Raw genomic sequence first — 23,433 nt, 5'->3', positions numbered from 1 at the left:
GGTGCTGCCTTTCAGATTTGGGCGACCTGCATGGGACGCGAGGCGGGAAGTTGCGGGGCTTTCCGGCGGCGACGCACCGATGCCTCGGCGTAGTAGGTCTCCACTTGCCGGGCGCGATGGTCGGAGGTGTGGTCGGCCAGAACGCGGCGCCGTGCGTTTTGCGCGATCGTGCGCCTTTGCTCCTCGGGCATGTCGCGCAGGATCTCCATGACGTCGCGGGGGCTCGATGCGAGCAGGATTTCCCGGGAAGGCTCGAAGACGGTCTCGATTCCGGGCCACCGGTCCGAGATGACGGGCGTGCCGCACGCGGCCGCTTCGAACAGCCGAACGCTGGGCGAGAAGCCGAGCGCGCGCATGTCGGCACGGGTGGCGTTTAGCGTAAAGCGTTGCTCTGCGTAAAATCCCGGATGATGTCTGGGCGTGAGGTGCTCGATCCGGGCGACATTGGCGGGCCAGACCACCTCGTCGGGATATTGCGCGCCGGCGACGACGAATTGCTCGCGTGACAGAGTGCGAGCAGGGGCGAGCAGCAACTGCTCCAGAACCGGCTGCCGGTCCTCGCTGTAGGTTCCGAGATAGCCCAGGGCCCATTTCTTCTCCGCGCGTTGCGGCGCGTAGATGTCGGTGTCGGCACTGCAATACAGCACCCGAGCTAGCGGACTGCCATAGTTCTCCTCGATCATGCCCGGCACCGGGCCGCCGGCAAAGGACAAATAAAGGTCGAAGCGCGGGATCATCGCCGCGGTCAGGTAGTCCAGGCCCTGCTCGAGCTTTGCAAGCGTGACCGGCGTGTCGATGTCGTAGAAGGCGGTAATCCCCCGGGCGTGAGTCGTGATCCATTCGGAGATCGCGATGCCGTCGGGTACGTACGAACCGATGACCACCAGATCGGCATCGCGGATCATCTTGCCGAAGCGCTGCGGGATGTCCTTCAAGGATTGATAAAGCTCGACGGTCCAAGCGGAAGGCTTGGCAAGATCACGATGCTCGCGATACCAGGGGACGTCGCGTTCGAGAAATGTGACCTGGTGACCTCGTCGTGCCAGGGCTTCGATCAGGGCGCGGTAGGTGGTGGCATGGCCATTGCCCCAGGACGAAGTAACCGAAAGACCGACGACGACGATATTGAGGTTCATTCTGCTGCCTCGATTCGCGAATTGCTTGCGGCAAAGAGATCGTTGAACTGGCGCGCGCGCTGCCGGTAGGTGTGATGGCTCAGAATGCGCGCACGAGCGCGCGCTGCGATCGCCTGGGCCCGGTCGGAGCGCAGTGCGGCAAGATGCTCTGCGACCTCCGCCCCGCTCGCGGCCACCAGCACCTCGCGATCTGGCTCGAGAAAATGATCAATGCCGTCCCACTGGTCGGTGATCAGGCAGGCTCCGGCACCAATGGCTTCGAACACGCGTGTTGGCGGCGAGAAGCCGTAGCGCGCCATGCTGTCGCGATTGACGTTCAGCGTGGCCAGACCGGAGCCGAAGAAGGCGTTGTGGTCGCCGGTGCCGACATGCCCGACCTTGCGCAGACTGGCTGGCGTGTCTTTGGAGTCCCACCCCGATCCACCGAGCAGGAACGTCTTTTCCGGCAATTGGCGTGCGACATCGATAAAGAACCGCTCCACGCGTTGCTCGCGATCAGGGAGGCGATTTGCCAGCAAGCTCAGATCGCACGCGAAGTGTGGATTTGGCGGCGCTGGAAAGTGTGTGGCGGGGTCGAGCGCATTGTAGATCGGCACGCAGTCGCGCGCGCCGATGCCGCGATAGGCGGATACGACGGTATCGCCGCCGCCATAGGTCAAAACCATGTCGTAGGACCGGATCGCATAGCGCAGATGATGGTCTGGATTGTCCGCCACCGACTCCAGCGTCGCGGGGGCATCGACGTCCCAGTAGATGCGCATTGCATTCGACGGAATTTCGGCGACCGCGTTCTCCAGTTCCCGATCGAAGACACCGACGCCGCTGGCCTTGACCAGCATGTCGGACGACCGTGCGGCTCCGTCGAGCGAGCTTCGCCAGCCGTCGGGCGTTGCGGCGTAGACCACCACCTTCGCCCAGTCGGGATCGTCGATGTCGCGATGGGCCTGGCGCTCGAAAGCATCGGGCTCGAAGAATGTGACGTCGTGGCCGAGGGCGGCAATCTCCTTCAGTATGCCGCGGTAATAGGTGGCGGCACCGTTCCAGTAGGACGAGACGAGGCTGGATCCGAAGAAGCAGATCTTCATGCGGAGGCTCCGAGATATCGCAAGGGCTGTGTGGCGTGGCCTGAGGCCCTGAGGTCCTGCACGATGCCGACTAGCTGCTCCGCCCGGTGACGGCAGGTGTGACGCTCCTTGATTGTCCGGAGTCCGGTCTCCACGGTAGCGGACCATAACTCCCGGTCATCGAACAGCGTACGAAGCGCCCGCTTCATTTCGGTGCCGTCAGCGGCGCTCAGATAGGCACCTTCCGGGAACAGGCCTTCCGCGTCTGACCAAGGGGCCGAGACCAGTGGAATGCCGCACGCCATCGCTTCGAAGACGCGAATGGTTGGAATGCCCGGAAGCAAGCGGACATAGGGGCCGCGGGGAACGTGGACAGTCGCGCGCGCGCCGGCGAAAGCAATGGGAGCCCAGTGTGCGGGCAGCCAGCCGCCATACCGAATGCCTGCCGCCTGAATGGTCGCGAGCGCCGCGTCCGAATAGCGGACGCCATAGACCCCCGCGCGCAGCTTCAACTCGGCCACGGGTTCGACCAGAAATTCGTTGAGCTCGGCGCTACGTTCGCCGTCGCCCCAATTGCCAATCCAGACGACATCGTCGGTGCGCTCGATATCTGGCAGCGGATGGTACAGGGCGATGTCGGCCGCCTCGTGCCAGGTGAAGGCCCGGTCGGCCCAGCCGAGCTTCAGATAGATTTGACGAAGGATCTCTCCGAAGGCGAGCACACCGTCGAAGCCGTCGAGGTCGAATTGCGCAAGTTCGTCCGGTGAGCTGACGGCGCGATGATGGGTGTCGTGGAACAGCAGCGTGAACGGAGCGCCGTGAGCCCGTCTCGATCCGATGTCCGCGATCAGATCAGGCGAATTCCATTCGTGGACGACGACGAGATCGGCGCCGTGCAACGCTTCATCGAGATCGAGGGAGGCGTCGTAGCGACGGATACCGATGCCGGGAAACAGCATTGGAATGTCCTCCATCGTCTGACTGCCACCCTCGCGGATCGCATTCAAGCGGCTCCAGCCGTCGATCGGCTCGAACACGACGACCTCATGACCCAGCGCGTGAAGTTCGCGGGCATAGCCGCGCAGGAAATGGGCATTGCCGTTGTTCCAGCAGGAGGTGAACGCGTGGTAGAACAGAACACATTTCATGCGCGTACCTCCATGGGGGCGGGCGCGTGATTGACGGCAAGCAGCTCCTCGTAGAGGCTGAGATAGGCGCTCGTGGTTCGGGTCAGCGAGTAGGTCAGGGAATGCTCAAAGGCGGCACGTTGCAGCCGCACCCGCTCGCGATCGTCGGTGCACAGACCTGCGAGTGCTCGATGCAGCGCCCTGCTGTCGGTGGGATCGACGAACAGCGCGGCCCCGCTCCACAATTCCCTGAAAGTGGGAATGTCGGATAGGACGAGGGCACATCCCGCCGCCGCGGCTTCCAGAACGGAGAGGCCGAACGGCTCATAGAGCGCGGGGCTGGCGAAAATGGCGGCGTGCTGCAAGTGCGCGCGCATGGCTTCGTGGGGCAAATGCCCGAGCCAGGTGACGGAAGCGGAAGGGCGTTCATCCGCCGGCCCGGCGACCTGAACGGGCCAGTCCAGCCCAGGCGCTGCAGCCGCCAGGACCTCGATGTTCTTGGCGCGGTCCCAGAGCCGGCCCGCCGCAAAGATCATGTCTTGCTTCCGTCCCGCGTGGCCCTGAGGGCTAATTCCATTCCAGATGACGAGCCCGCGCGAGCGAGGCCGATAGATCTCCACAATGTCATCGTGGAAGGATTGGCTGGGAGTGACCCAGGCCTGTGCCGTGTCGAATGCGTTCGTCACCCGTTCGGTGTAGCCGCGCCATTTCGGTTCGCCGAGCCAGCTCGTATCGCGGCAGGCGAGCCCCCAGGAGTTGGCGCAGGAATGCGCGACGACCACCACCGGAGCGCGCCAGGCGAAGGTCGCCTCGCGAAAACTATTGAGGTGAACGACGTCAGGCCGGATTCCCGCTTCGAGCTTCGCAAGGACGCGCCTGGCCTGGGACAGATCTCGTCCTTCCGGGTCCTGCCATTCGAGTGCAAGGTCCGTTTCGATCAGGCGGACCCGCGAGCCACGGAGCATCTCAAGCTGGCCGGCTCGCGCGCGCGGACCCGTCGTCACCAGGGTGACGTCGGCGTCCTCCGCAGCAAGGGACGAAGCAAGCGATGACGAGTAGGTCCAGACGCCTCCGACGGTATCGGTCGTCATCAGGATCCTGAGCTGCGAGCTGCGGCTCATGATGCCACCTGCAGTTCGAGAGCCTCGAGCGGGACCGGGCGATCGTTCTGCACGTCGCTGAACTGATCGAACATCGCGAGATAGTGCCGGTGCGCGCGCTCCCAGGCGAAATCGTCGGGCTCGCCCCACAGCTTTCGATAATCCGGCGAGCCGGGATAGGGATACAGCGGGACCGGATCGTTGGCCCAGATGCCGGCATCCTGCATGGTGCGGCGCCAGCGCTGCACGATGGGGTCATCGTCCTCGGGGACTTCGATCAAATTGGCCTGCACGAAAGGAACGTGACGGCGCGCTTCAACCAGCCGTTCGGCAAGCTGGTCGGTCGTCATCTTGCAGTTCTTGGCGAGCGCGGCGCGGCCCTCGACGGTCAGGCTCTCGATTCCGGCTTCAATCGAGACGCAGCCGGCGCGGCCGAGCAGAGCCAGCATGTCCGGCTTCCAGAGGTCGATACGGGTCTGCACCCCGAACTTCAGCCCGCGTGTGGTCAGCCCTTCCAGCAGTTCCGCGTTCGGTAGGAAAATCTCGTCGATGAAATAGACATATTCGATGCCCTGATGACGCAGGCCATCGATCTCTTCGAGAACGATGGAGGCAGGCCGCTTGCGGTAGGCGTTGCGGAAGTTCTCCTTGGCGCAGAAGGTGCAATTGTACGGACATCCCCTGGACGACTCGACCTCGGCACCAGGCGCCTGCGGCTCCGCTTCGAAACGATGATGGTGATGGTGGTGCCGCCGGATCATCTCCTCCGGCCAGTCGAGCGGCGGCTGATCCTTGAACGCGACCGCCTGCGGGCCGCCATTGACGCGGAGCGATGCGCCATCGGCGAAGCACAGGCCCGGAAAATCCCGCTCGCCATTGGCCAGACGCAGCAAGGAGGCCTCGCACTCGCCCATCACGATGAAGTCGGTGCCGAGCTTTCGAAGCGCCGCTTTTGGCACAGTCGAGCCGTGGGGACCCACCGCGATGAGGATCGGAGCCAATTCGCGCACCGCCATCGCAAGCTCTTGGGGAACGCGGAGCTCGGGAGGGGCGCAGCGCCAGAACAGATAGGTCGGTGCCGTCGTGATGACGATCTGATCGGGGCCAAACGCGCGCAGCTCGGCTTCGATCTCGGCGAGAGAAAGGTCGAACATGTGGGCGTCGAGCAGCAGCGTCTTGTGCCCGGCCGCCTTTAGGTAGTGCTCGGAGATCCCGAGCTCGAGCGGAAGATGAGGGGATCGGCAGCCAAAATAGATGCTGCCGCCAAAGTCCCAGTTTGGATTGATGAGGGCAACACGCGTCATGCGAGCGCCTCGCGGTTGCCTTGCGACGATCCGAACCGGCCGTGCAGCCAGCTGTGAAGGGATCGGAGGCCGTCTGCGAACGAAATCTGAGGCGCCCAGCCGAGCGCGCTGGAGAGCGCGCGCGTGTCGGTGACGTACCAGGGCTGATCGCCGGGCCTCCAATCGGCAAAGCGATACGCCACCTTGCGGCCGGTCAGACCGGTGATGCGGTCGATCAATTCCAACAGACTGATCGCGTTGGCCGGACCGCCGCCGAGATTGAACACGCGTCCACGGGCGAGCGCGATGCCATCGAGCACGGCCAGCCAGGCCGAGGCCGCGTCGGAGACGTGAAGGGCGTCGCGGACCTGATGGCCGTCGCCATAGATCGTCAGCTCCTTGTTGCGGATGGCGCTCAGCAGGAAATGCGCGATCCAGCCCTGATCCTCGGTGCCGAATTGACGGGGCCCATAGATGCAGCTCATGCGCATCACCACGGTCTGGAGGCCGTAGACCCGCGCATAGTCGTGGACGTATTGATCCGCCGTTCCCTTGGAGCATCCATAGGGGCTGTAGAAGTCGAGCGGCGCATTTTCCGAGATGCCGGCGGCGAGCAGGCCGCTTGTCGGCGTGTAGCGGCGGCCGGTGAGCGCGATGTCGCCATCGTCGATCAGGCGTCCATAGACCTTGTTGGTCGAGGCGAACACGATCGGCGCGGCGTTGTTGTGGAGCCGCACGGCTTCGAGCACGTTCAATGTGCCACGCGCATTGATCTCGAAATCGCCCGCCGGATCGCTCACGCTGTCGGTGACGGCGACCTGGGCGGCCAAATGCAGCACGGCGCGGGCTTCGCGTACGGCGTCGATCACCGGGATCGGCTCGCGAATATCGGCCACGGTGATTGTGACCCGGTCGCCATGCCGGGACTTCAGCCACTGCGCATTCTCCCGCACGCCGGCGCGGGCGAGATTATCCAGGATCAGCACCGGCTCGCCGCGCTCCGCGAGACGGTCCGCGAGGTTGCAGCCGATAAACCCGCAGCCGCCGGTGATCAGGACGGGTCTGTTGTCTCGTTCACTCATCACGCGACCAATCCTCGTTGCTGCAGCTCCCTGGTGGCTCGCTCCGCCTGATCGTCGGCGATCTGGTCGGCGAGATATTCCGCCAGCTCTTCGAGCCCGTCCCTGAATGCGACGCGAGGTTCGAAGCCGAGCACGTCGCGGGATTTTCCCATGTCGGCGAAACAGTGTCGGATATCCCCGGCGCGATATTTCCGCGTCAGCTCGGGCGCAATGTCGCGGCGCCCCATGACTTCGGCCAGATCCTCCGCGACCGACAGAATGGTGCGACTCTGGCCCGAGCCGACGTTGAAGACGTCCTGCGCGTGCTCCGCCTCCAGCGCCATCCGACAGGCGCGGGCGACGTCATGCACATGGACGAAGTCGCGGCGCTGCCGGCCGTCCTCGAAGACGAGGGGAGGGCGGCCGTTGAGCAGCCGGGCGGCAAAGATGGCCAGCACGCCGGTATACGGATTGGACAGGGCCTGACGCGGCCCGAACGCATTGAAGAAGCGTAGCGCCACGGTCGGGATGCCATAAGCCTTTCCCGTGATCAGGCACATGCGCTCCTGCGCATATTTGTTGAGCGCATAGATCGAGCTCAGCGAAGGCTGCTTTGTCTCCGGCGTAGGGACGGGATCGAGCGGGTTGCCGGCTGCATCGCGTAGCTCCCAATCGCCGCGGCGAAGCTGCTCGACCGCCCGCTCCTCGCAGGCGACCACGCTCTGATCGGCGCTCCGGTAAAGGCCTTCGCCGTAAATGCTCATGGACGAGGCCACCACGAGCCGCGCGACCGGGCGTTTGGATAGTGTTTGCAACAGCACGGCGGTACCGAGCTCGTTGGTTCTGACATAGGGTTCGATGTCGTACATGCTCTGGCCGACGCCGACTGCTGATGCGAGATGCAGGACCATGTCGGTGCCGCGCAACGCATGCTCGACCGCGCGAGCGTCGGTGACATCACCGACGACGAGCTCCGCGTCTTTGGCAAGATAGGCGGGACGCTGGCGGTTGCCTCCGTGGACCTGCGGCGAGAGATTGTCGAGTAGGCGGACTTCATAGCCGGCCGCCAGCAGCGCGTCGGCTGCATGCGATCCGATGAATCCCGCACCTCCAGTGATCAATACTCGCGTCATTCACCGCTCCGTGCCGCCGTGAGATCGATCCTGCGGGATCAATCCTTGATGAGAATGAAAGCGCGCTGCTGTTCTGGTCGGGCGACCGGCGCGCCAGTCACATTTGGAATTAGAAGCGATGCAAGGAATGTTCGTTCCTGCGAAACCTACAAACGAATATTTCTCTAACCTGGATCAATAACCCAGGTGAATCTGCCGGATGCAGCCAACTAGAATTGCGCGCCGTGAACCGGCGCCTGCAGGTCGAGATGGCTCGCGACCGTCGCGCCGATGTCCGCAAATCCGTCGCGCTTGCCGATCGGAGAAGTCGACCGCGCGCTCCACGCCAGGATCGGCACCTGTTCCCGCGTATGATCGGTACCGCTCCATGTCGGGTCGCAACCATGATCGGCCGTGACGATCAGGAGATCATCGTCGCGCAGGCGGTTCAGCAGATCCGGAACGCGGGTATCGAAGGTTTCCAGCGCCGCTGCATAGCCCGCGACATCTCGGCGATGGCCGTACAGCGTGTCGAAATCGATGAAATTTGCAAAGAGCATGCCGCCCTCTGCGAGGGAGGCCAGCCCATCGAGCGTGGCATCGAACAGCGCCTGGTTGCCATCGCCGCGCAGGTTCCTCCCGGTCGCGCGATGGGCGAAGATGTCGTCGATCTTGCCGATCGTGACGATGTCGCGGCCCGCGCTTTCGGCGAGATCGAGGATCGTCCGCTCCGGCGGCGGGACGGAAAAGTCCTTCCTGTGCGCTGTCCGCTTGAAGTCACCTGCCGACGTGCCGATGAACGGACGTGCGATGACGCGCCCGATGTTGAGGGGATCGACCAGTCGGCGCGCAACGCGGCAGACCTCATAGAGGCGTTCGAGTCCGAACGTCTGCTCGTGCGCTGCGATCTGAAACACGCTGTCGGCCGACGTATAGCAGATCGGTTCGCCCGTCCTGATGTGAAGCTCGCCGAATTCTGCGATGATCTCGGTGCCGGAGGCGTGACAGTTCCCGAGGATGCCGGGCAATCGAGCCTGTTCGCACAGGCTCTCCGTCAGGTCGCGCGGGAAGCAGGGCTTGGCTCTTGGAAAATAGCCCCAGTCGAATGGGACTGGCACGCCGGCGATCTCCCAATGGCCGGATGGCGTGTCCTTGCCTTTGGAGATCTCGCTCGCGCAGCCAAATCGCGCATGCTCAGGACGGCCATCGAGCCCCGGCGGCACGCGCCCGGTGGCGAGACGGCAAGCTTGGCCAAGGCCGAGCGCAACCAGATTGGGAAGCCGAAGCGGCCCTTCCCGGCGTGGTCCGTCGGCATTTCCGGCCATGCACATGTCAGCAATGTGGCCGACGGTATCGGCACCCTCGTCGCCGTAACTGATGGCATCGGGCGCGGCGCCGATCCCGACGGAGTCCATCACCAGGATCAGGGCACGCATGTCGGCTCCGAAATGGCCGGACGCGAAGACGCTGCGGACGGCGCCAGCCCGGTTTTCACGCAATAGCGTTCGACCATCTGTGCGCAGAAATCCGCGAACTCGTTCACGTCGAGCGGCGGGCTGGTGTGATGAGGCTCGATACCCCGATGTTCCGGGGTGAAGCAGAAGGTCACTGTGACCTGAAACTCGGCCAGCGCGTCCATCTGCCGATCGAACCAGTCGAGTGCATTGGGACGGAAGCTGTCGGCCCAGGACAGGCCGGTCCTGAGATGCTGCACGCCGAGCCGGCGCATCCAGCGCACGGCGTCATCGAGGCGGTGGTCCTCGAAGTGAAACCACTGGCACAGGCCCATCGCAGGTGCATATTGGGCGAACAGGTCCGCCGAGGCTTTCGGCGTTCCGTCCTCGCGTAGCAGGCCCATGTGAAAATGCCTGTAGTAGGACGAACCTTCAGCCTCCTTGTGCCGGGTTGTGGCCTCCCAACTCGAAGGCAGATCGTAGAGGCTGTACCAGTGAATGCGCGGAGCGCGGCCGATCAACAACTCCGCCGTTCGGGTCAGTCCCCAAGCCTGCACCTCCTCGGCGCCGAAAGACGAGACTCCCACCTCCGTTACCCAAACCGGCAGCGGGGTGACCGCCTTGATCTCGTCGAGCTTGGCCGGCCATTCCGCGATCTGCCACAAGTTCCAGTCCAGCGGAAAGCCGTGCACGGCCACGGCATCGACTTGATCGAGCACGCCGCGCGCCTGCATGTTGCGTATGAAGGACGGATCAATCGGCGATATGCCGCCAAGCACTCGCGGGAGCGTGGGATGCGCGCTGCGGATCGCCTTTCCCGCAGCGAGCGCCAGGCTCGCGAACATGGTCCAATCCGGATCGATCAGGATATCCCAGTGCGACTTGTTGTTGGGCTCGTTCCAGATCTTGGCGGCTTCGATCATCGGCCGGTCTCCCGCGACGGATCGACCGGACCTTCCACCGGCGGCCTTGTCACCCGCTTGCAGAGATAGACTTCCTCTTCCGGATGCGCTGCGATCGCAAAGCCGGCGCTGCGCAGCATGGCTTCGGCGCAAGCGCGGTTCGGCACCCACCAATTGGTGGGGTCGTCGGCATATTTGTTCTCGATGAAGTGCAGCTTTGGATAGCCCGGGGAATCGAACTGATCGGTGGTCCAGAAGTCGTAGTTCTTGTCAAGGGGATCCACGCGGCTGTCGCCGCGCTGCATCGACTGGAACAGCAGGAGATCGCCGGCGACGTGCTCGTGGATCAGGTCGAGTGCCAGCAGAGGGTGCCGCAGGTGATAGAGCACGCCCATGAAGATCACGAGATCGAACTTTTCGCGGAGCTGTCCGACATCGTAGGCTGACATCTTGCGGAATTCGATCCTGAGCCCGTTCACCTCGGCCGCGAAGCGGGCTTGCGCGAGATATTCGTCGTCAGTGTCCAGGCCGAGGACGCGCTCGGCGCCGCGCCGCTTCATCTCCATGGCGTAGAAGCCGGCATTGCAGCCGATATCGAGCACGGTCTTGCCTTCGAGGCGGTCCGGAATGATCCCGGAGAAGCGTCGCCATTTCACGTTGGGGTAGTCGCCGAGAAAGTGTGAAGGCGCTGTCGGCACGCCGTTCAGGTCCAGGTTGTGAAACCATGGCCCGAGCGCATCGACGCGCTGGCGGATTTCCTCGCGGGAGAGGGCGCCTCTGCTCATGCGGTCACTCCATTGTTCATTGCGTGGGCCGGGCGGGCTGCCTCCGGCGAACCGCCGGCCAGCAGTCGAGAGCGTCCGTTCCCGGCGGAGCTTTCCGCGAGCAACGCCATTGCCGTCCGGTAGCCGTCGATGGTGCCGACGTCGACATAGGATTCGCCGGCCTTGACGCCGAGACCCTGGCCGCCGGCCGCGATGTAGGCATTGACCAGCGTCCCGAAATATTCATCCCGGCGCTCGCGCTTCGTCCACAGTGACTGGAGCTCGCGAAATCCGTTGCCGGACATCTTGAAGGCGCCCCATATCCATTTTGATGCTGCATCCGGCTGCTTGACCTGGATCTCCGTGACGCGATCGCCGTCGAGCACGACGGCATCGAAGAACTCGGGGTGCTCGACTGGAAACAGCAGAAACGACAGGTCAGCGGCCGGCAATGCCTGCAGGGCCGCCTTTGGGAACCAGACGGTATCCGGAAGTCCGACCAGGATGTCTTCGTCGCGGCCAACCACCGTGCCCGCCCTGAACACGGCATCGCACAGCCCCGACGCATCGGGCTGCACGACATAGGCGAGCTGGGCACTGCCATAATGATCGCCGAAATATTCGAGGATGTCCGATTTGCCGGGCGAGATCACGAAGCAGATCTTGTCCGCACCTCCAAGGATCAGCCGCTCCAGCAGATATTCGGAGACGGCGCACGGACGGTCGATGCCGTCGTCCCGTTGGCTTCCGACCGGAAGCAACTCCTTGGAGAAGGCGAGCGGCTGGATGCGGCTGCCGCGGCCCGCGGCCGGAACGATACCCCACATGATCAGGCCTCCTCGGGTTGCTGTCGGCGCGCACCGAGGGATGCCGTCTGCTCGAGCAGCGAAATCAGTTCGGCTGCGCGCTTGTCGGATGTGTGCTGATCCATGGTCCGTTCATATGCGCGCCCGGCCATGTGCTGAAGCTCGGCGTTGGCCATCGTCAACGCGGCAAGCGTGTCTTTCGCATCGCGTGCGATCAGGATCTCCTGCTCGGGTACAAAGAATTCATCGAGTCCCGGCCAGTCGTCGCTGAGCAGCGGGGCCTTGCAGGCCGCGGCTTCGAACAGGCGGCCGGAGGGACACCAGCCCATCTCCGCCATGGCGCGGCGCGTGACGTTGAGTGTCAGCCGGGACGACGCAAAGAACGACGCGTGCTCCGACGGCGGCAAGTGCTGCACGAAGTAGATGTTCGGCGACCAGGGAAAATCTTCCGGGTATTGTGCACCCCCGATCAGGAAGCGCCGATCCTGCCTGTTACGTGCGGGTTCGACGAACAGAGCCTCGAGCGCGCGCTGGCGATCCTGCGAATACGTGCCGAGATAGGACAGATCCGCACGGTAATGCGGCTGCGACGGCACGGGCCGATGGATGTCCGTATCGACATGGCCGTAGAGCGGACGGACATTGCCGGCGCCGAGCCTGTCGCGAAATTCGTCGCAGATGCGGGAACCGCCGGTGAAGCTCAGGACCAGGGCGAAATCCCGCAGGCCGCGCGGCCCGATATAGGGAACGGCCTCGCCGTCTATGAGCTTCGCCAGCGTGACCGGCGTGTCGAGGTCGTAGAACACGGGCACCGCACGGCCCTCAGACAGGACGAGCTCCGTCGCGGCGATCGCGTCGGGACAATAGGAGGTCACGATCGCGACATCGGCCTCACGAATGTCGCTGCGCGCCAAAGGAAGCACATCGTCCCAGTTCGAAAACAGTCGCAATTGCCCGCCGGGCAGTTCGTGCAAATCCCGCGCCCCGGCGTAATAGGGCACGTCGCGCTCGAAAAAAACGACGCTGTGGCCGGCTCGCGCGAGATGCTTGCAAAGCCCTCGCCACAAGGTGGCGTGACCGTTGCCCCAGGACGAGGAAATTGTCAGGCCGAAAATGACGATCTTCACGCTGGCACCCGCTGATTGATCCCGGTGATCTTGATTCCGCGATTGTCCACGCTGAGGGTGCTGACGCTGCCGGGGTCGATCTCGATCGAGAGAAAGTCGTCGAGCTCTTTCCGGGAATAATGCAGCAGCGCCGCGCGGATCGGTTCGGCATGGCTGACGGCGACGACGACGGTGCCGCTACCATGATCATTGCGCAGCTGGTCCAGATGGGCGACGACGCGCCTCTGGAGCGACCGCATGCTTTCGCCGCCCGGCGGGCGGTTCGTTCCGCGTTGTTCGTTCCAGCGCGACCATCCGGGGTCCCGGGCGAGCGCCTCGAACGACAGACCGGTCCATTCGCCGTAGTCGAGCTCGTCGAGTGCCGGCACGATCTCGACCGGCAAGCCGAAACGCGCCGCCAGGATGCAGGCCGACTGCATGCAGCGCCGCTGCGGGCTCGACTGCACCATGCTCGGCGGCGGCGTGAAGGTATCGGCGCATCGCGCGATTTCATTGCAGCCGAGATCATCGAGTTCTACGCCCTTCATCCGGCCACAGAGCGTGCGGCCGAGCAGGGCATGATGCCCATGGCGGATCAGATGAATGATCTTCGCCATCAGGTATACGCCTTGTCGTCGATGAAGGCGCGCGTCCGTCGCCCGGCCTCTTCGTCCGTGAACTGCTGAGGCGGCGACTTCATGAAATAGCTCGAGGGGCCCGTCAGCGCGCCGGCCTGCCCGCGGTCCATGGCAAGCTTTGCGCAGCGGACCGCGTCGATTACGACACCCGCCGAGTTCGGGGAGTCCCAGACCTCAAGCTTGACTTCCGCGCTCAAGGGCACACCGCCGAACGTCGTGCCCTCCAGGCGGATAAAGGCCAGCTTGCGGTCGGTCAGCCACGGCACATGGTCGCTCGGGCCGACATGGATGTTGTCGGCATCCATGGGCACGTCGAACTGGCTGGTCACGGCCTGGGTCTTGGAGATCTTCTTCGACGTCAACCGCTCGCGCTCGAGCATGTTCTTGAAATCGGTGTTGCCGCCGACATTGAGCTGGTAGGTTCTGTCCAGCCGCACGCCGCGTTCGCGGAAGAGATTGGCGAGCACACGGTGCAGAATGGTGGCGCCGACCTGGCTCTTGATGTCGTCGCCGACGATCGGCAGGCCTGCATCCTCGAAACGCCGCCGCCAGTCCGGATTCGAGGCAATGAAGACCGGGATGCAATTGACGTAGCCGCAGCCGGCCTCGATCGCGCGCGCGGCGTAAAATTCGCTCGCACGCTGCGAGCCGACGGGAAGATAGGACACAAGCACGTCCGTGCGCGAGGTCGCGAGCACTTCGGAGACGTCGGCTTCCGGCACATCCGCAATCGGGACGTCGTCCTTGAGATAATGGCCGACGCCGTCCATGACCGGGCCGCGTTGGACCATGATCCCAGTGGGCGCGACGTCGGAGAAGCGGTGCGTGTTATTCGGTGCTGCGAAGATCGCCTCGGCCACGTCGCGTCCGACCTTGCCGGCATGGACGTCAAAGGCCGACGCGACCTGAATGTCGCTGATGTGGTAGCCGCCGAGATCGGCGTTCATCAGCCCAGGCACCGGCTCATTCGATTTGGCGTCCCGGTAGTAGGAGAGCCCCTGAACGAAGGAGCTCGCACAATTGCCGACACCGACGATGCCGACGCGCACGCGCCGCCTGTCCTGAAGACGAGAATGCATGGATCGAGGCCCTCCGGAAGACGTGCAGCGTTAAGGCATGCAGTGTTGAAGACGTACTGTGTTGACGTAAGTACGTCGGCGAACGTGAGGAACGTATGTTCGTTCCTGAACTCACCCCACTAAGTCCGCCTCACGTCAGATTCCGGCCAAAAAAATTTAGCGCGCTTAACCTGGGATAGAATTCGAGGCCGTTTGGCGGGAACGAAAAGCTTCCATGATGAAGATGAAGAAGATGATGCTCCGAGAGAGCCCCACACCACGAAAGAACAAATCCTCCCGTCCGGCGTTCACGGCGAACAGTCTGACGCGACGACCTATGCGTCGCTCGCTCTTTGTCAGCCATCGAGGTGTCACATGTCATCATCACAAACCAGCGAAGCCCAGCAGACCACCAGCCACGACGTCATCCGGAAATGGGCGGAGGAGCGCGGGGGAAAGCCCGCGACGGTCAAGGCTACCGAGGAGGACGGACACGCCGGAATCCTGCGCATCGATTTCGATCCGCCCGACACAGGGCTCGACCGGATCAGTTGGGACGAATTCTTCGCCAAGTTTGACGAGACCGGCATCGCGTTCCTTCATCAGGACCGCACCAAGGACGGCAAGGTCAGTCGTTTTCACAAATTCGTGCGTCGTTGATCGGATCACCGGGCGTGTCGGGCGGTTGGACGGAGGCGATGCGGGCAGGCGACTTCGAACGCGCCTGGGCGATCAGCGACCGCGATCTGGCGATGCTTGCGTATCCACCCAAGCACACCGGGCCGCGTCATCTCCAGCGGATCTGGCGTGGTGAGGACCTGAGGGGGAAGCATGTGCTGGTCCGCTGCTACCACGGGCTCGGCGACACCATCCAGTTCCTGCGCTTCATGCGGCCGCTTCGTGACGTCGCGCGCCGCGTCACCGTCTGGTGCCAGGGCGAGCTTTTGCCGCTGGTCGAGCGAGCGGCTGGCGTCGATCGGGTCTTCGCGCTCCATGACGGTGCACCTGACATCGACTTCGAGGTCGATATCGAAATCATGGAGGTGCCGCATGCCATACGGGTGGGGCGGGAGCACGTCGAGATGCGTGGACCTTACGTATCGCTGCCGCCGAGGGTTGCGCCACCACTGCCACGAGGCCTTGCCGTCGGTCTGGTTTGGGAAGTCGGCAACTGGGACAAGCGAAGGACCATCCCGCCGTCCCTGTTAGGGCATCTTGCCGTTCCCGGCGTGACGCTCTGCTCACTGCAACGCGGGGCCCGAACGCGCGACCTGGCAGAGATCGGCGCGAGAGACGTCAGTACGCCTGACATTACTGTTCTCGGTCATCTCCTCCGGCGGCTCGATCTGCTCATTTGCGTCGACACCATGGTGGCCCATCTCGCGGGAGCACTCGGCCGTGACGCGTGGGTCTTGTTGCATGCGGATTGCGACTGGCGCTGGCCGTCATCCGAGTCCCACTCCCTTTGGTATCCGAGCCTGCGGCTGTTTCATCAGAGGACACTAGGCAATTGGGATGACGTCCTCGGAGAGGTGCGGGAGGCTCTGATTGCACACTCTGCAAGTCTCCAGGGTGTCGTCCGAAAGGAGCTCAAGCGAGCGCAAGGTCCGCCGTAAGTGGTTTGAGACGCGAGGACGACGCATCGTCGCGGCTGGACTGAATGCCCAGGTAAGTCGGATCGAATCTTGCGAGCCGCACGAGCCCCGGCCAGTCCGTGATCGTTACCGTCTTACCCTGCCATTGCAGGAGATTGCATCGTCGCAGTTCCTGAATCGTGCGGTTGGCGTGGACCGGGGAGATGCTGCATGCTGCCGCAAGGTCCGATTGGGTAAAGGGTGACGGCAGCCTGAGATCTCTCGCCAAGCCGACGCTTTGCAGCCGGGTGGTGATCTCGCACAGCAGATGCGCCACGCGCGTCAATGCATCACGGCTACCCAGGTTCACCGTCCAGTTGCGCTGAATGGCGTGGCTGGTGAGCAGCATCAGCAGCAGTGCGCGAGACATCGCGGGCGAACGCGCGGACAAATCGTGAAAGAAGCAGTGTGGCACGAGAGCGACGATGGCAGGGCCGAGCGCGATCAGGTTGCCGTCAATACGAGGACGATAAAGCGTGTGTAGATCGGCGATGTCACCGGGAACATGGATTGACGTGATCTGCCCGTCCGCACTCTCTGCATCCTGCCACGACAGATATCCCTGAAGGAGCAGACAGCACTGGGTGGCATCGTCGCCATGCCGCAAAACGGCCTGACGCGAACTGAGATGCGCGATTGTGCTTGCCATGTCCGCGAGCAGGTGGAGATCGTCGGCCGTTACGGGAGTGAGGCTCGCCAACCGGTCGGCGAGCTTGGAGAACGCAAATCCTGCCTGCATTGGTCGCCTGACAACTCAGAACCCGTCCCCAATCTGATCGATGAAAACGACAGAGCGCATTAAACTTTGATAGTTTCACTCCATACAGGTCATTGTTTGTCTGCCCAGCATGCGCCCGGAAGTTCGGAGGGACCAACGGTCAAACGGTTCCGGAACAGTAGACGGCGCATGCGATCGTCCTCAGGGATCGGACGATTAGGGAACCGGAAGCGCGAGGAGCGCTCGATCGCGCTACTCATGCTCATACTGTTCCGAGAGAAACTGGTTGATCGCGTCGAACGCCTGCAACCGGTTCTTCTCCAGCAGAACCATGTGCGTGCCTTCGCCGATCTCGACCCATCGCCGATATCGCGCGTGCTTCAGCGAGAGGAAGAAGTCCTGCGCCGAGCTGATGGGCACGTCCCGGTCCCATTCGGCGTGAACCAGGAGCACCGGCACGCGAATGTCGCTGGCGTCGTAAAGGGCCTTGCCGGCGGCCCAGTACTCGCGGATGTCCAGGATCGGGCCGTTCACGGCACGCATGAGCGGACGAGCTCCTGCGCCGGCCTGCGGGTCCGTCGCGAGCGAGATGTTCGCCCAGAGTTCGAAGCCGCCTGCCGGAATTAGACTTGATCGCGCTGCTTCCGGCGCTGCCGAAAGCCAGCGCTCCCTGAAGTCCAGAACAGGGACGTTGCGATAGGCCCCAAGGCGGCCGCCCGCATCGATCGGAGCCGGGCCGTTCAGCAGCCACAGCGGCGCGACCAGCGCGAGCTTTACGATCTTGTCGTGATTGCCCGCCGTGTAAGCGCCGGCCACAGAGCCGCCCCAGGACATGGCGACCAGATTGAGCTGCATGATTTTGCGCTGCTTCAGAATGTAATGAACTGCGCTGGCGAGATCGCGCACGCCCACCTCGGTGCGCACGAGCGGCTCTGAGTCCTCGGGCGGCGCGTCCATTTGGGGCGGACGCGTCGATCCGCCATAGCCGCGCACGTCGAGTGCAAAGACGTCGTAGCCGTGCCCGGCGAGATAATCCATGAAGGAGATGCCACCGAGCGGCGCATCGAACAGGCTTTCCGACGAATAGGTCGCGCCATGCATCATCAGGATGGTTCGCTCGGAGGAAAACGTCGTGTGCATCGCTTGTCGCTTGTTGCGCAAGTGAAGCGAAATGCCGGCCGTGTCGCTCGGGATCATGAGATCCTCGACCACGATGTCGGATACGTCTGCCTGCGCGTAAGTTTTCTGGTCCATGGTCGGTCTCCTTGATCAGATGAATTGCCAGGCGAAGCGATCGCCGCGACGGTCGATGCGTCCGACGGACGATTGTGCGAAATGGGTGGTGAAGACGGTTGCGCCACGCTCGGCTGCGTCCTCCAGGACGCTGGCGCGCGAGCGCAAGGCGGCCTCGGGGAATTCGCAGAAGCAGGAATTGAGCGAAGGCTCATACACCTGCAACGGATGGTGCATCACGTCGCCGGCAAAAAGCGCCTGCTGGCCGCGGGATACGAGACGGATCGACGCGTGATCGATACTGTGGCCGGGCGTCGGAATGAAGGAGACGCCGTCGAGGACCTCCTCACCATTCACGGAGATGAGCTGGGCAAGCCCGGCCTCGATCACGGGCCGCACACTGTCGTCATAGACGCGATCGGCCGGCTTGCGCGCCGCCGGGCCGAGCGCCGGGTCTGGGCGGGCTGCCCCTGTGGGCTCCGCGCCCGCCGCGAGGCGCTCGCCATATGCCTGCTCGATCCCGGAGAAGACGTAGGTCGCATTCGGGAATGTCGGAATCCAGCGACGGTCGACCAGGCGCGTGTTCCAGCCGACGTGGTCAGCATGGACATGCGTGAGCAGGACGTAGTCCACCTGTTCCGGGGTGACGCCCGCCGCGGCCAGCCGCGCCAGGAAGGGCTCGTTCAGACGATGGAGCGGCGGGATGTCGGGCCGGTTCTTGTCGTTGCCGGTTGCCGTGTCGATCAGAATCGTGTGGTGCGGGGTTTTGACCAGCCAGCTGTGGATGCTCTGAATGAAGGTGCCGGTCGCAGGATCGAACGAGCCCGCCTCGAGCCGGTCGCGATGGCGCTCAAGAGCATCCGGCTCGGCGTCAGGATAGAGGGCGCCGAACTTGAATGCGGCAAGCCGCAATTCATCGATCCGCGTGACGGCTGCATCGCCAACGCGATAGGTTTTCGTCGCTTGCGTCATCAAGGTCCTCCACTCCAGGTCGTGGCTGAGCCGGCCTGATTGCCGGCGCCGCCGTGACCGTGAAGTACGAAGCGCACCATGCCGCGAGGAGGGCCGTGGGCTCGATAGGTCCCATCGACCGCGTCGATATCGAAAGGCTGTCAGCCGAGCTTTTCAGACCGCCATTTTGGCTTTACCTCTCTCATCGCGGCTCGTCCGGCCGCGATCATGTGCCTTGAACGGAGGAGGACCGATGCCGGATGCGGAACACGGTCCAGGTCGGCTGCCCGACGACACCGATCTCGCCGAGATCGACCTTGGCCTGTTGCTCGCGTTGGAGGCTCTGCTACGCGAGCGGAACGTCACGCGTGCGGCGTCGCGCCTGAACATCGGCCAGCCGGCGCTCTCGGCTCGGTTGAACCGGCTGCGACAGGTCTTTGCCGACCCGTTGTTCGTGCCGGCGGCGGCGGGCCGCGGCGTGGTGCCGACGACGAGAGCGGTGGAGCTGCAGGCGGAGCTGGCAGACGTGCTCGGCAAGCTCCGTCGCATGGTCGAGGGACCGGCCGTATTCGACCCTGCCCGCAGCCAGCGCACCTTTGTCGTTGCCATCCATGAGAATCCAGCCGTGACGCTGGCGCCCGGATTCGTCGCGCGGTTGACCGCCACGGCTGCACGGGCGCGGCTGGCCTTTGTCCATCCTACGCGCGACGTCGTCGATCGTCTTGAGCGGGGCGAGATCGACATTCTGGTGACGGGGGCTGATGGGGCACACGGCGATCTGATGCAGCGCCCGCTTTTCGAGGACAGCTTCCTCTCCGCCCAGCGCAAGGGTCATCCCCGCGGCAACGGCGCGCTCGATCTTGATCGCTTTTGTGCGCTCGATCATCTGCTGATCTCTGCCGACGGCGGCGGCTTCTCAGGCCTCGTCGACGATGCGCTGGCTGCGCTCGGACGTTCCCGACGAGTCGCCGTCTCGATTCAAACCTATGCGCTGGCGCCGGTCATCCTTGCCCACAGCGACTGCATATGTACTCTTCCGCGGCGTTTTCTGATGCGATTTTCCCACGAGCTCGATCTCACGCCGCCGCCGCTCGATTTGCCGCCGGCACGCATCGTTGCGCTGTGGCATCCGCGCAATCAGGAGGACGGCGCTCATGCTTGGTTACGTGAGTGCCTGTACCAAGCGGCCGCCTCCTGATTCGACTTGCCTCAACCGCACCAGGTTACGCATCCAGACTTGATGATCCTCGAGCGGCGATGGCCGTGATCTCGAGTTTGACACCGGGACCGAGATCGGCCACGCCGATCGCGGCGCGCGCCGGCAGATGAGCGTCTGCAAAATGCGCTTTCCAGGCCGCGTTGAACTCTGCCTTTTCCTTGAGGCTCGTCATGTAGATGGTCACTTGCAAGACGTTGCTCAGATCGGATCCGAGGGTCTTGAGCAACTGCCCTAACTGCGCGAGGACGTCGTTTGCCTGGCCGGACATGTCGAGGCTCGTGTCCTCGGGGACGATTCCACCGATGTAAAGCACGCCATGATGCTCGACCACTTCGTGGAGCAGACCTTCGTAGGGCAAGACGCGCTTGATCATGATGGGACCGATGTTGCTGAGTGACGGGCCGGGATATCGCACATTTCAATGTCAGTGTCGTCGCAAGAGATCTCGCGCCAAGTCTTGCCGGAAAAGTCTTGCCGGAAGGCGGCCCGCGCGGCTCTGAATGCAGACCGCTAAGACGTTGACAATAAAAGCACAAATTGGTCGAAAAATCGCCACCGGTCGTCCCCGCGAATCTTCGTCAAGCTGCCCTTGCACGAGCGCCCGGCATTTTCGCCGGCCCTGACCCGACGACATCGAAGAGCGGATCGCTATACTGCTACCTGGATGACATCGGTGCGGCCGGGACAGTGCCGCAACCGGAACAAGGAATGCGACGATGGACGATACGATTGGCTTCCCCGACCCGGGCCTCGACCTGTCCGACGGCTTCAAGCCGCACACCTCGCATTGGGGTGTGTTCTCGGCACGTCAAGGCGAGGCCGGGCTCGAGGTCAGGGCGTATGCGGGCGATCCCGATCCGAACCGCATCATCGACAATTTTCCCGGCGCGCTGCGCCATCAGGCGCGCATCACCCAACCCGCGATCCGCCGCGGCTGGCTCGAACGCGGTCCTGGTCCCGATCATCGCCGCGGCCGCGACGAATTCGTCTCCGTGAGCTGGGAGAAGGCGCTCGATCTGCTCGGCGACGAGCTGGCACGCATCCGTGACACGCGCGGCCCCGGCGCGGTGTTCGGCGGCTCCTATGGCTGGTCAAGCGCGGGCCGCTTCCACCACGCCCAGAGCCAGGTGCATCGCTTCCTCAACATCGCCTTGGGCGGCTACGTGCGCTCGGTGAACTCCTATTCCTCCGGCGCGTCCTCGGTGCTGCTGCCGCAGATCCTCTGCGGTTACGAGGACATCACCAAGCGCAACGTCACCTGGGAGCAGATCGCGGCCGACACCGACATTGTGCTGGCGTTCGGCGGCATGGCGCTGAAGAACTCGATGGTCGCCGGCGGCTCGATCAGCAAGCATGTCGAGCGCGGCGCGATGGAAGCTGCGCGCCGCCGCGGCTGCGAGTTCATCCTGATGAGCCCTCTGCGCGAAGACCTGCCCGTCGAGGCCGGCGCGAAGTGGATGACGTGCGTGCCCGGCACGGACACCGCGCTGATGCTCGGCATTGTTCATACGCTGGTCGCGGAGAACCTGCACGATCAGGCGTTTCTCGATCGCTACACCGAGGGATGGCCCGTCTTCCTGCGCTATCTCACCGGTGACAGCGACGGCCAACCCAAGCACGCCGAATGGGCCGCCGCGATCTGCGGCATCGACGCGGATACGATCCGCAAGCTGGCGCGCCGGCTCGCCGGCAAGCGTGCGCTCATCACCGTCTCTCATTCGCTCCAGCGCGCCGAGCATGGCGAGCAGCCGGTGTGGATGGGCATGGTGCTGGCGGCAGCGCTCGGCCAGATCGGCCTCTCCGGCGGCGGCTACGCCTATTCGTTGGGGGCGATCGGCTATTATGGCCGCCGAGTCAACGACGTGCCGGGGCCGACACTGGGGCAGGGCCGCAACGCTGTCCGCGATTTCATTCCCGTGGCGCGCATCGCCGACATGCTGCTCAATCCCGGTAGCACCTATCGCTACAACGGCGAGACGCGCATCTATCCGGATATCCGCCTCGTCTACTGGGCCGGCGGCAATCCCTTCCATCACCACCAGGACATCAATCGCCTGCGCAAGGCGTTTGCGAAAGTCGACACGCTGGTCGTGCACGAGCTGGCATGGACTGCCACGGCCCGGCATGCCGACATCGTGCTGCCCTCGACGATGACGCTCGAGCGCGAAGACATCGGCTATTCCAGCAACGATCCCCTGATGGTCGCCATGCACCGGATCGCCGAGCCGTTCGGCCTCGCGCGCGACGACTACGAGATCTTCGCCGATCTCGCCGACCGTCTCGGCGCGCGCGAACCCTTTACCGAGGGGCGCACGTCACGTCAGTGGCTGGAACATCTTTATGAGCCGACCCGGGCTTCGCTCGAAGCGCGCGGCCTGGAGGCACCGAGCTTCGAAGAGTTCTGGCGGCGGGGCAGCCTGGTGGTGCCGCAGCAGCCCGACGACGGTGGCCGGCTGCGCCGCTTCCGCGACGATCCCGTCAATCACGCCTTGCCGACGCCGAGCGGTCGCATCGAAATATTCTCCGCCAAGATTGCGGGTCATGGCGATGCGGATTGTCCGGGCCATCCGGTCTGGCTGGAGAAGTCCGACATGCCCAGGCCGGGGGCGCCGTGCTTCCTGGTCGCGAACCAGCCGGTCACGCGTCTGCATAGCCAGCTCGATTTCGGCGGCCATTCGCTTCAAAGCAAACATCGCGGCCGCGAGGTCGCGCGCATCAACCCACGGGATGCTGACGCGCGCGGGATCAAGGACGGCGACATCATCCGTCTCTTCAACGCGCGTGGCGCCTGTCTCGCCGGGGTCCACGTCACCGACGATATCGCGCCCGGCGTGGTCCAGCTTCCGACCGGCGCATGGTACGATCCGATGGATCCCGAAGACAACGCGCCGCTCTGCGTGCACGGCAATCCGAACGTGCTCACCCGCGACGTCGGCACCTCGTCCTTTGCGCAAGGCTGCACCGGCCAGCTCACGACGGTCGAGGTCGAGAAGTTCACCGGCAATCTGCCGCCGATCCGAGCTTTCGATCCGGTGTAGAAAAAAAGGGGCCGCACTGTGTGGGGTGC

22 protein-coding genes are annotated in these 23,433 nt (G+C 63.9%); 4 read left to right on the top strand and 18 right to left on the bottom strand.

The annotated features are described in order from the left end of the window. Positions 1–11: 11 nt before the first annotated feature. The 14 genes from BRA471DRAFT_RS27060 to BRA471DRAFT_RS26995 all read right to left on the bottom strand — a co-directional run bounded on the left by BRA471DRAFT_RS27060 (position 12) and on the right by BRA471DRAFT_RS26995 (position 14,632). Positions 12–1,136, bottom strand: coding sequence for a glycosyltransferase (locus BRA471DRAFT_RS27060; protein ID WP_007613099.1), 1,125 nt, complete (start codon positions 1,134–1,136; stop codon positions 12–14). Next, entirely contained in the window at positions 1,133–2,221 is a 1,089-nt protein-coding gene (locus tag BRA471DRAFT_RS27055) for a glycosyltransferase (protein ID WP_007613098.1), read from the bottom strand. Before BRA471DRAFT_RS27055 ends, BRA471DRAFT_RS27060 begins: the two co-directional genes overlap by 4 nt. Continuing rightward, positions 2,218–3,348 (bottom strand): glycosyltransferase, encoded by a 1,131-nt coding sequence (locus BRA471DRAFT_RS27050; RefSeq protein WP_007613096.1) that lies wholly within the window; start codon positions 3,346–3,348, stop codon positions 2,218–2,220. Before BRA471DRAFT_RS27050 ends, BRA471DRAFT_RS27055 begins: the two co-directional genes overlap by 4 nt. Further along, positions 3,345–4,448: a glycosyltransferase family 4 protein gene (locus BRA471DRAFT_RS27045; protein ID WP_007613094.1), complete on the bottom strand. Its 1,104-nt coding sequence runs from the start codon at positions 4,446–4,448 to the stop codon at positions 3,345–3,347. Before BRA471DRAFT_RS27045 ends, BRA471DRAFT_RS27050 begins: the two co-directional genes overlap by 4 nt. Then, positions 4,445–5,731, bottom strand: coding sequence for a TIGR04295 family B12-binding domain-containing radical SAM protein (locus tag BRA471DRAFT_RS27040; protein ID WP_007613092.1), 1,287 nt, complete (start codon positions 5,729–5,731; stop codon positions 4,445–4,447). The genes BRA471DRAFT_RS27045 and BRA471DRAFT_RS27040 overlap by 4 nt, the downstream gene beginning before the upstream one ends. Continuing rightward, positions 5,728–6,792 (bottom strand): GDP-mannose 4,6-dehydratase, encoded by a 1,065-nt coding sequence (locus BRA471DRAFT_RS27035; protein WP_035974308.1) that lies wholly within the window; start codon positions 6,790–6,792, stop codon positions 5,728–5,730. The genes BRA471DRAFT_RS27040 and BRA471DRAFT_RS27035 overlap by 4 nt, the downstream gene beginning before the upstream one ends. Next, on the bottom strand, positions 6,792–7,904 hold the full coding sequence (locus BRA471DRAFT_RS27030) for an NAD-dependent epimerase/dehydratase family protein (protein ID WP_007613087.1): 1,113 nt from the start codon (positions 7,902–7,904) through the stop codon (positions 6,792–6,794). The genes BRA471DRAFT_RS27035 and BRA471DRAFT_RS27030 overlap by 1 nt, the downstream gene beginning before the upstream one ends. A gap of 209 nt (positions 7,905–8,113) precedes the next feature. After that, positions 8,114–9,319 carry a phosphopentomutase gene (locus tag BRA471DRAFT_RS27025; protein WP_007613072.1) on the bottom strand — a complete coding sequence of 402 codons (1,206 nt, stop codon included), beginning with the start codon at positions 9,317–9,319 and terminating at the stop codon, positions 8,114–8,116. After that, positions 9,307–10,260 (bottom strand): hypothetical protein, encoded by a 954-nt coding sequence (locus BRA471DRAFT_RS27020; RefSeq protein ID WP_007613071.1) that lies wholly within the window; start codon positions 10,258–10,260, stop codon positions 9,307–9,309. Before BRA471DRAFT_RS27020 ends, BRA471DRAFT_RS27025 begins: the two co-directional genes overlap by 13 nt. Continuing rightward, positions 10,257–11,024, bottom strand: a complete 768-nt coding sequence (locus BRA471DRAFT_RS27015) for a TIGR04290 family methyltransferase (RefSeq protein ID WP_007613070.1) — start codon at positions 11,022–11,024, stop codon at positions 10,257–10,259. The genes BRA471DRAFT_RS27020 and BRA471DRAFT_RS27015 overlap by 4 nt, the downstream gene beginning before the upstream one ends. Beyond that, positions 11,021–11,830: a nucleotidyltransferase family protein gene (locus tag BRA471DRAFT_RS27010; RefSeq protein WP_007613069.1), complete on the bottom strand. Its 810-nt coding sequence runs from the start codon at positions 11,828–11,830 to the stop codon at positions 11,021–11,023. The genes BRA471DRAFT_RS27015 and BRA471DRAFT_RS27010 overlap by 4 nt, the downstream gene beginning before the upstream one ends. Before the next feature lie 2 nt (positions 11,831–11,832). After that, on the bottom strand, positions 11,833–12,936 hold the full coding sequence (locus tag BRA471DRAFT_RS27005) for a glycosyltransferase (protein WP_007613067.1): 1,104 nt from the start codon (positions 12,934–12,936) through the stop codon (positions 11,833–11,835). After that, positions 12,933–13,532, bottom strand: coding sequence for a histidine phosphatase family protein (locus BRA471DRAFT_RS27000; RefSeq protein WP_007613065.1), 600 nt, complete (start codon positions 13,530–13,532; stop codon positions 12,933–12,935). The genes BRA471DRAFT_RS27005 and BRA471DRAFT_RS27000 overlap by 4 nt, the downstream gene beginning before the upstream one ends. Continuing rightward, positions 13,532–14,632, bottom strand: a complete 1,101-nt coding sequence (locus tag BRA471DRAFT_RS26995; RefSeq protein WP_007613064.1) for an inositol-3-phosphate synthase — start codon at positions 14,630–14,632, stop codon at positions 13,532–13,534. The genes BRA471DRAFT_RS27000 and BRA471DRAFT_RS26995 overlap by 1 nt, the downstream gene beginning before the upstream one ends. A gap of 354 nt (positions 14,633–14,986) precedes the next feature. Between BRA471DRAFT_RS26995 and BRA471DRAFT_RS26990 the strand changes: the two genes are divergently transcribed. Both BRA471DRAFT_RS26990 and BRA471DRAFT_RS26985 read left to right on the top strand, forming a co-directional pair. After that, positions 14,987–15,271 (top strand): hypothetical protein, encoded by a 285-nt coding sequence (locus tag BRA471DRAFT_RS26990; RefSeq protein WP_007613063.1) that lies wholly within the window; start codon positions 14,987–14,989, stop codon positions 15,269–15,271. 38 nt (positions 15,272–15,309) lie between these two features. After that, a complete protein-coding gene (locus tag BRA471DRAFT_RS26985) occupies positions 15,310–16,227 on the top strand; it encodes a hypothetical protein (protein WP_007613062.1) in 918 nt (305 codons plus the stop codon). Here BRA471DRAFT_RS26985 and BRA471DRAFT_RS26980 read toward each other — a convergent pair. From BRA471DRAFT_RS26980 to BRA471DRAFT_RS26970, 3 genes are all read right to left on the bottom strand, one after another. Further along, positions 16,202–16,984, bottom strand: a complete 783-nt coding sequence (locus tag BRA471DRAFT_RS26980) for a Crp/Fnr family transcriptional regulator (RefSeq protein WP_007613061.1) — start codon at positions 16,982–16,984, stop codon at positions 16,202–16,204. The genes BRA471DRAFT_RS26985 and BRA471DRAFT_RS26980 overlap by 26 nt on opposite strands. A 231-nt stretch (positions 16,985–17,215) precedes the next feature. Continuing rightward, positions 17,216–18,217: an alpha/beta hydrolase gene (locus BRA471DRAFT_RS26975; RefSeq protein WP_007613060.1), complete on the bottom strand. Its 1,002-nt coding sequence runs from the start codon at positions 18,215–18,217 to the stop codon at positions 17,216–17,218. A gap of 15 nt (positions 18,218–18,232) precedes the next feature. Further along, entirely contained in the window at positions 18,233–19,168 is a 936-nt protein-coding gene (locus BRA471DRAFT_RS26970) for an MBL fold metallo-hydrolase (protein WP_007613058.1), read from the bottom strand. A gap of 232 nt (positions 19,169–19,400) precedes the next feature. Here BRA471DRAFT_RS26970 and BRA471DRAFT_RS26965 point away from each other — a divergent pair, with 232 nt between their 5' ends. Continuing rightward, positions 19,401–20,345 carry a LysR family transcriptional regulator gene (locus BRA471DRAFT_RS26965; protein WP_007613056.1) on the top strand — a complete coding sequence of 315 codons (945 nt, stop codon included), beginning with the start codon at positions 19,401–19,403 and terminating at the stop codon, positions 20,343–20,345. A 25-nt stretch (positions 20,346–20,370) separates the two neighbouring features. Here the strand turns inward: BRA471DRAFT_RS26965 and BRA471DRAFT_RS26960 are convergent, their stop codons facing one another. Beyond that, positions 20,371–20,739 (bottom strand): RidA family protein, encoded by a 369-nt coding sequence (locus BRA471DRAFT_RS26960; RefSeq protein ID WP_007613054.1) that lies wholly within the window; start codon positions 20,737–20,739, stop codon positions 20,371–20,373. 343 nt (positions 20,740–21,082) lie between these two features. Between BRA471DRAFT_RS26960 and BRA471DRAFT_RS26955 the strand changes: the two genes are divergently transcribed. Beyond that, positions 21,083–23,404 carry a molybdopterin guanine dinucleotide-containing S/N-oxide reductase gene (locus BRA471DRAFT_RS26955; protein WP_007613052.1) on the top strand — a complete coding sequence of 774 codons (2,322 nt, stop codon included), beginning with the start codon at positions 21,083–21,085 and terminating at the stop codon, positions 23,402–23,404. The last annotated feature ends 29 nt before the right edge of the window (positions 23,405–23,433 follow it).

Source organism: Bradyrhizobium sp. WSM471 (genome assembly GCF_000244915.1).
GTDB lineage: Bacteria > Pseudomonadota > Alphaproteobacteria > Rhizobiales > Xanthobacteraceae > Bradyrhizobium.
The sequence above is the reverse complement of the archived record's forward strand: the minus strand, read 5'-3'. Positions and strand labels throughout refer to the sequence as shown.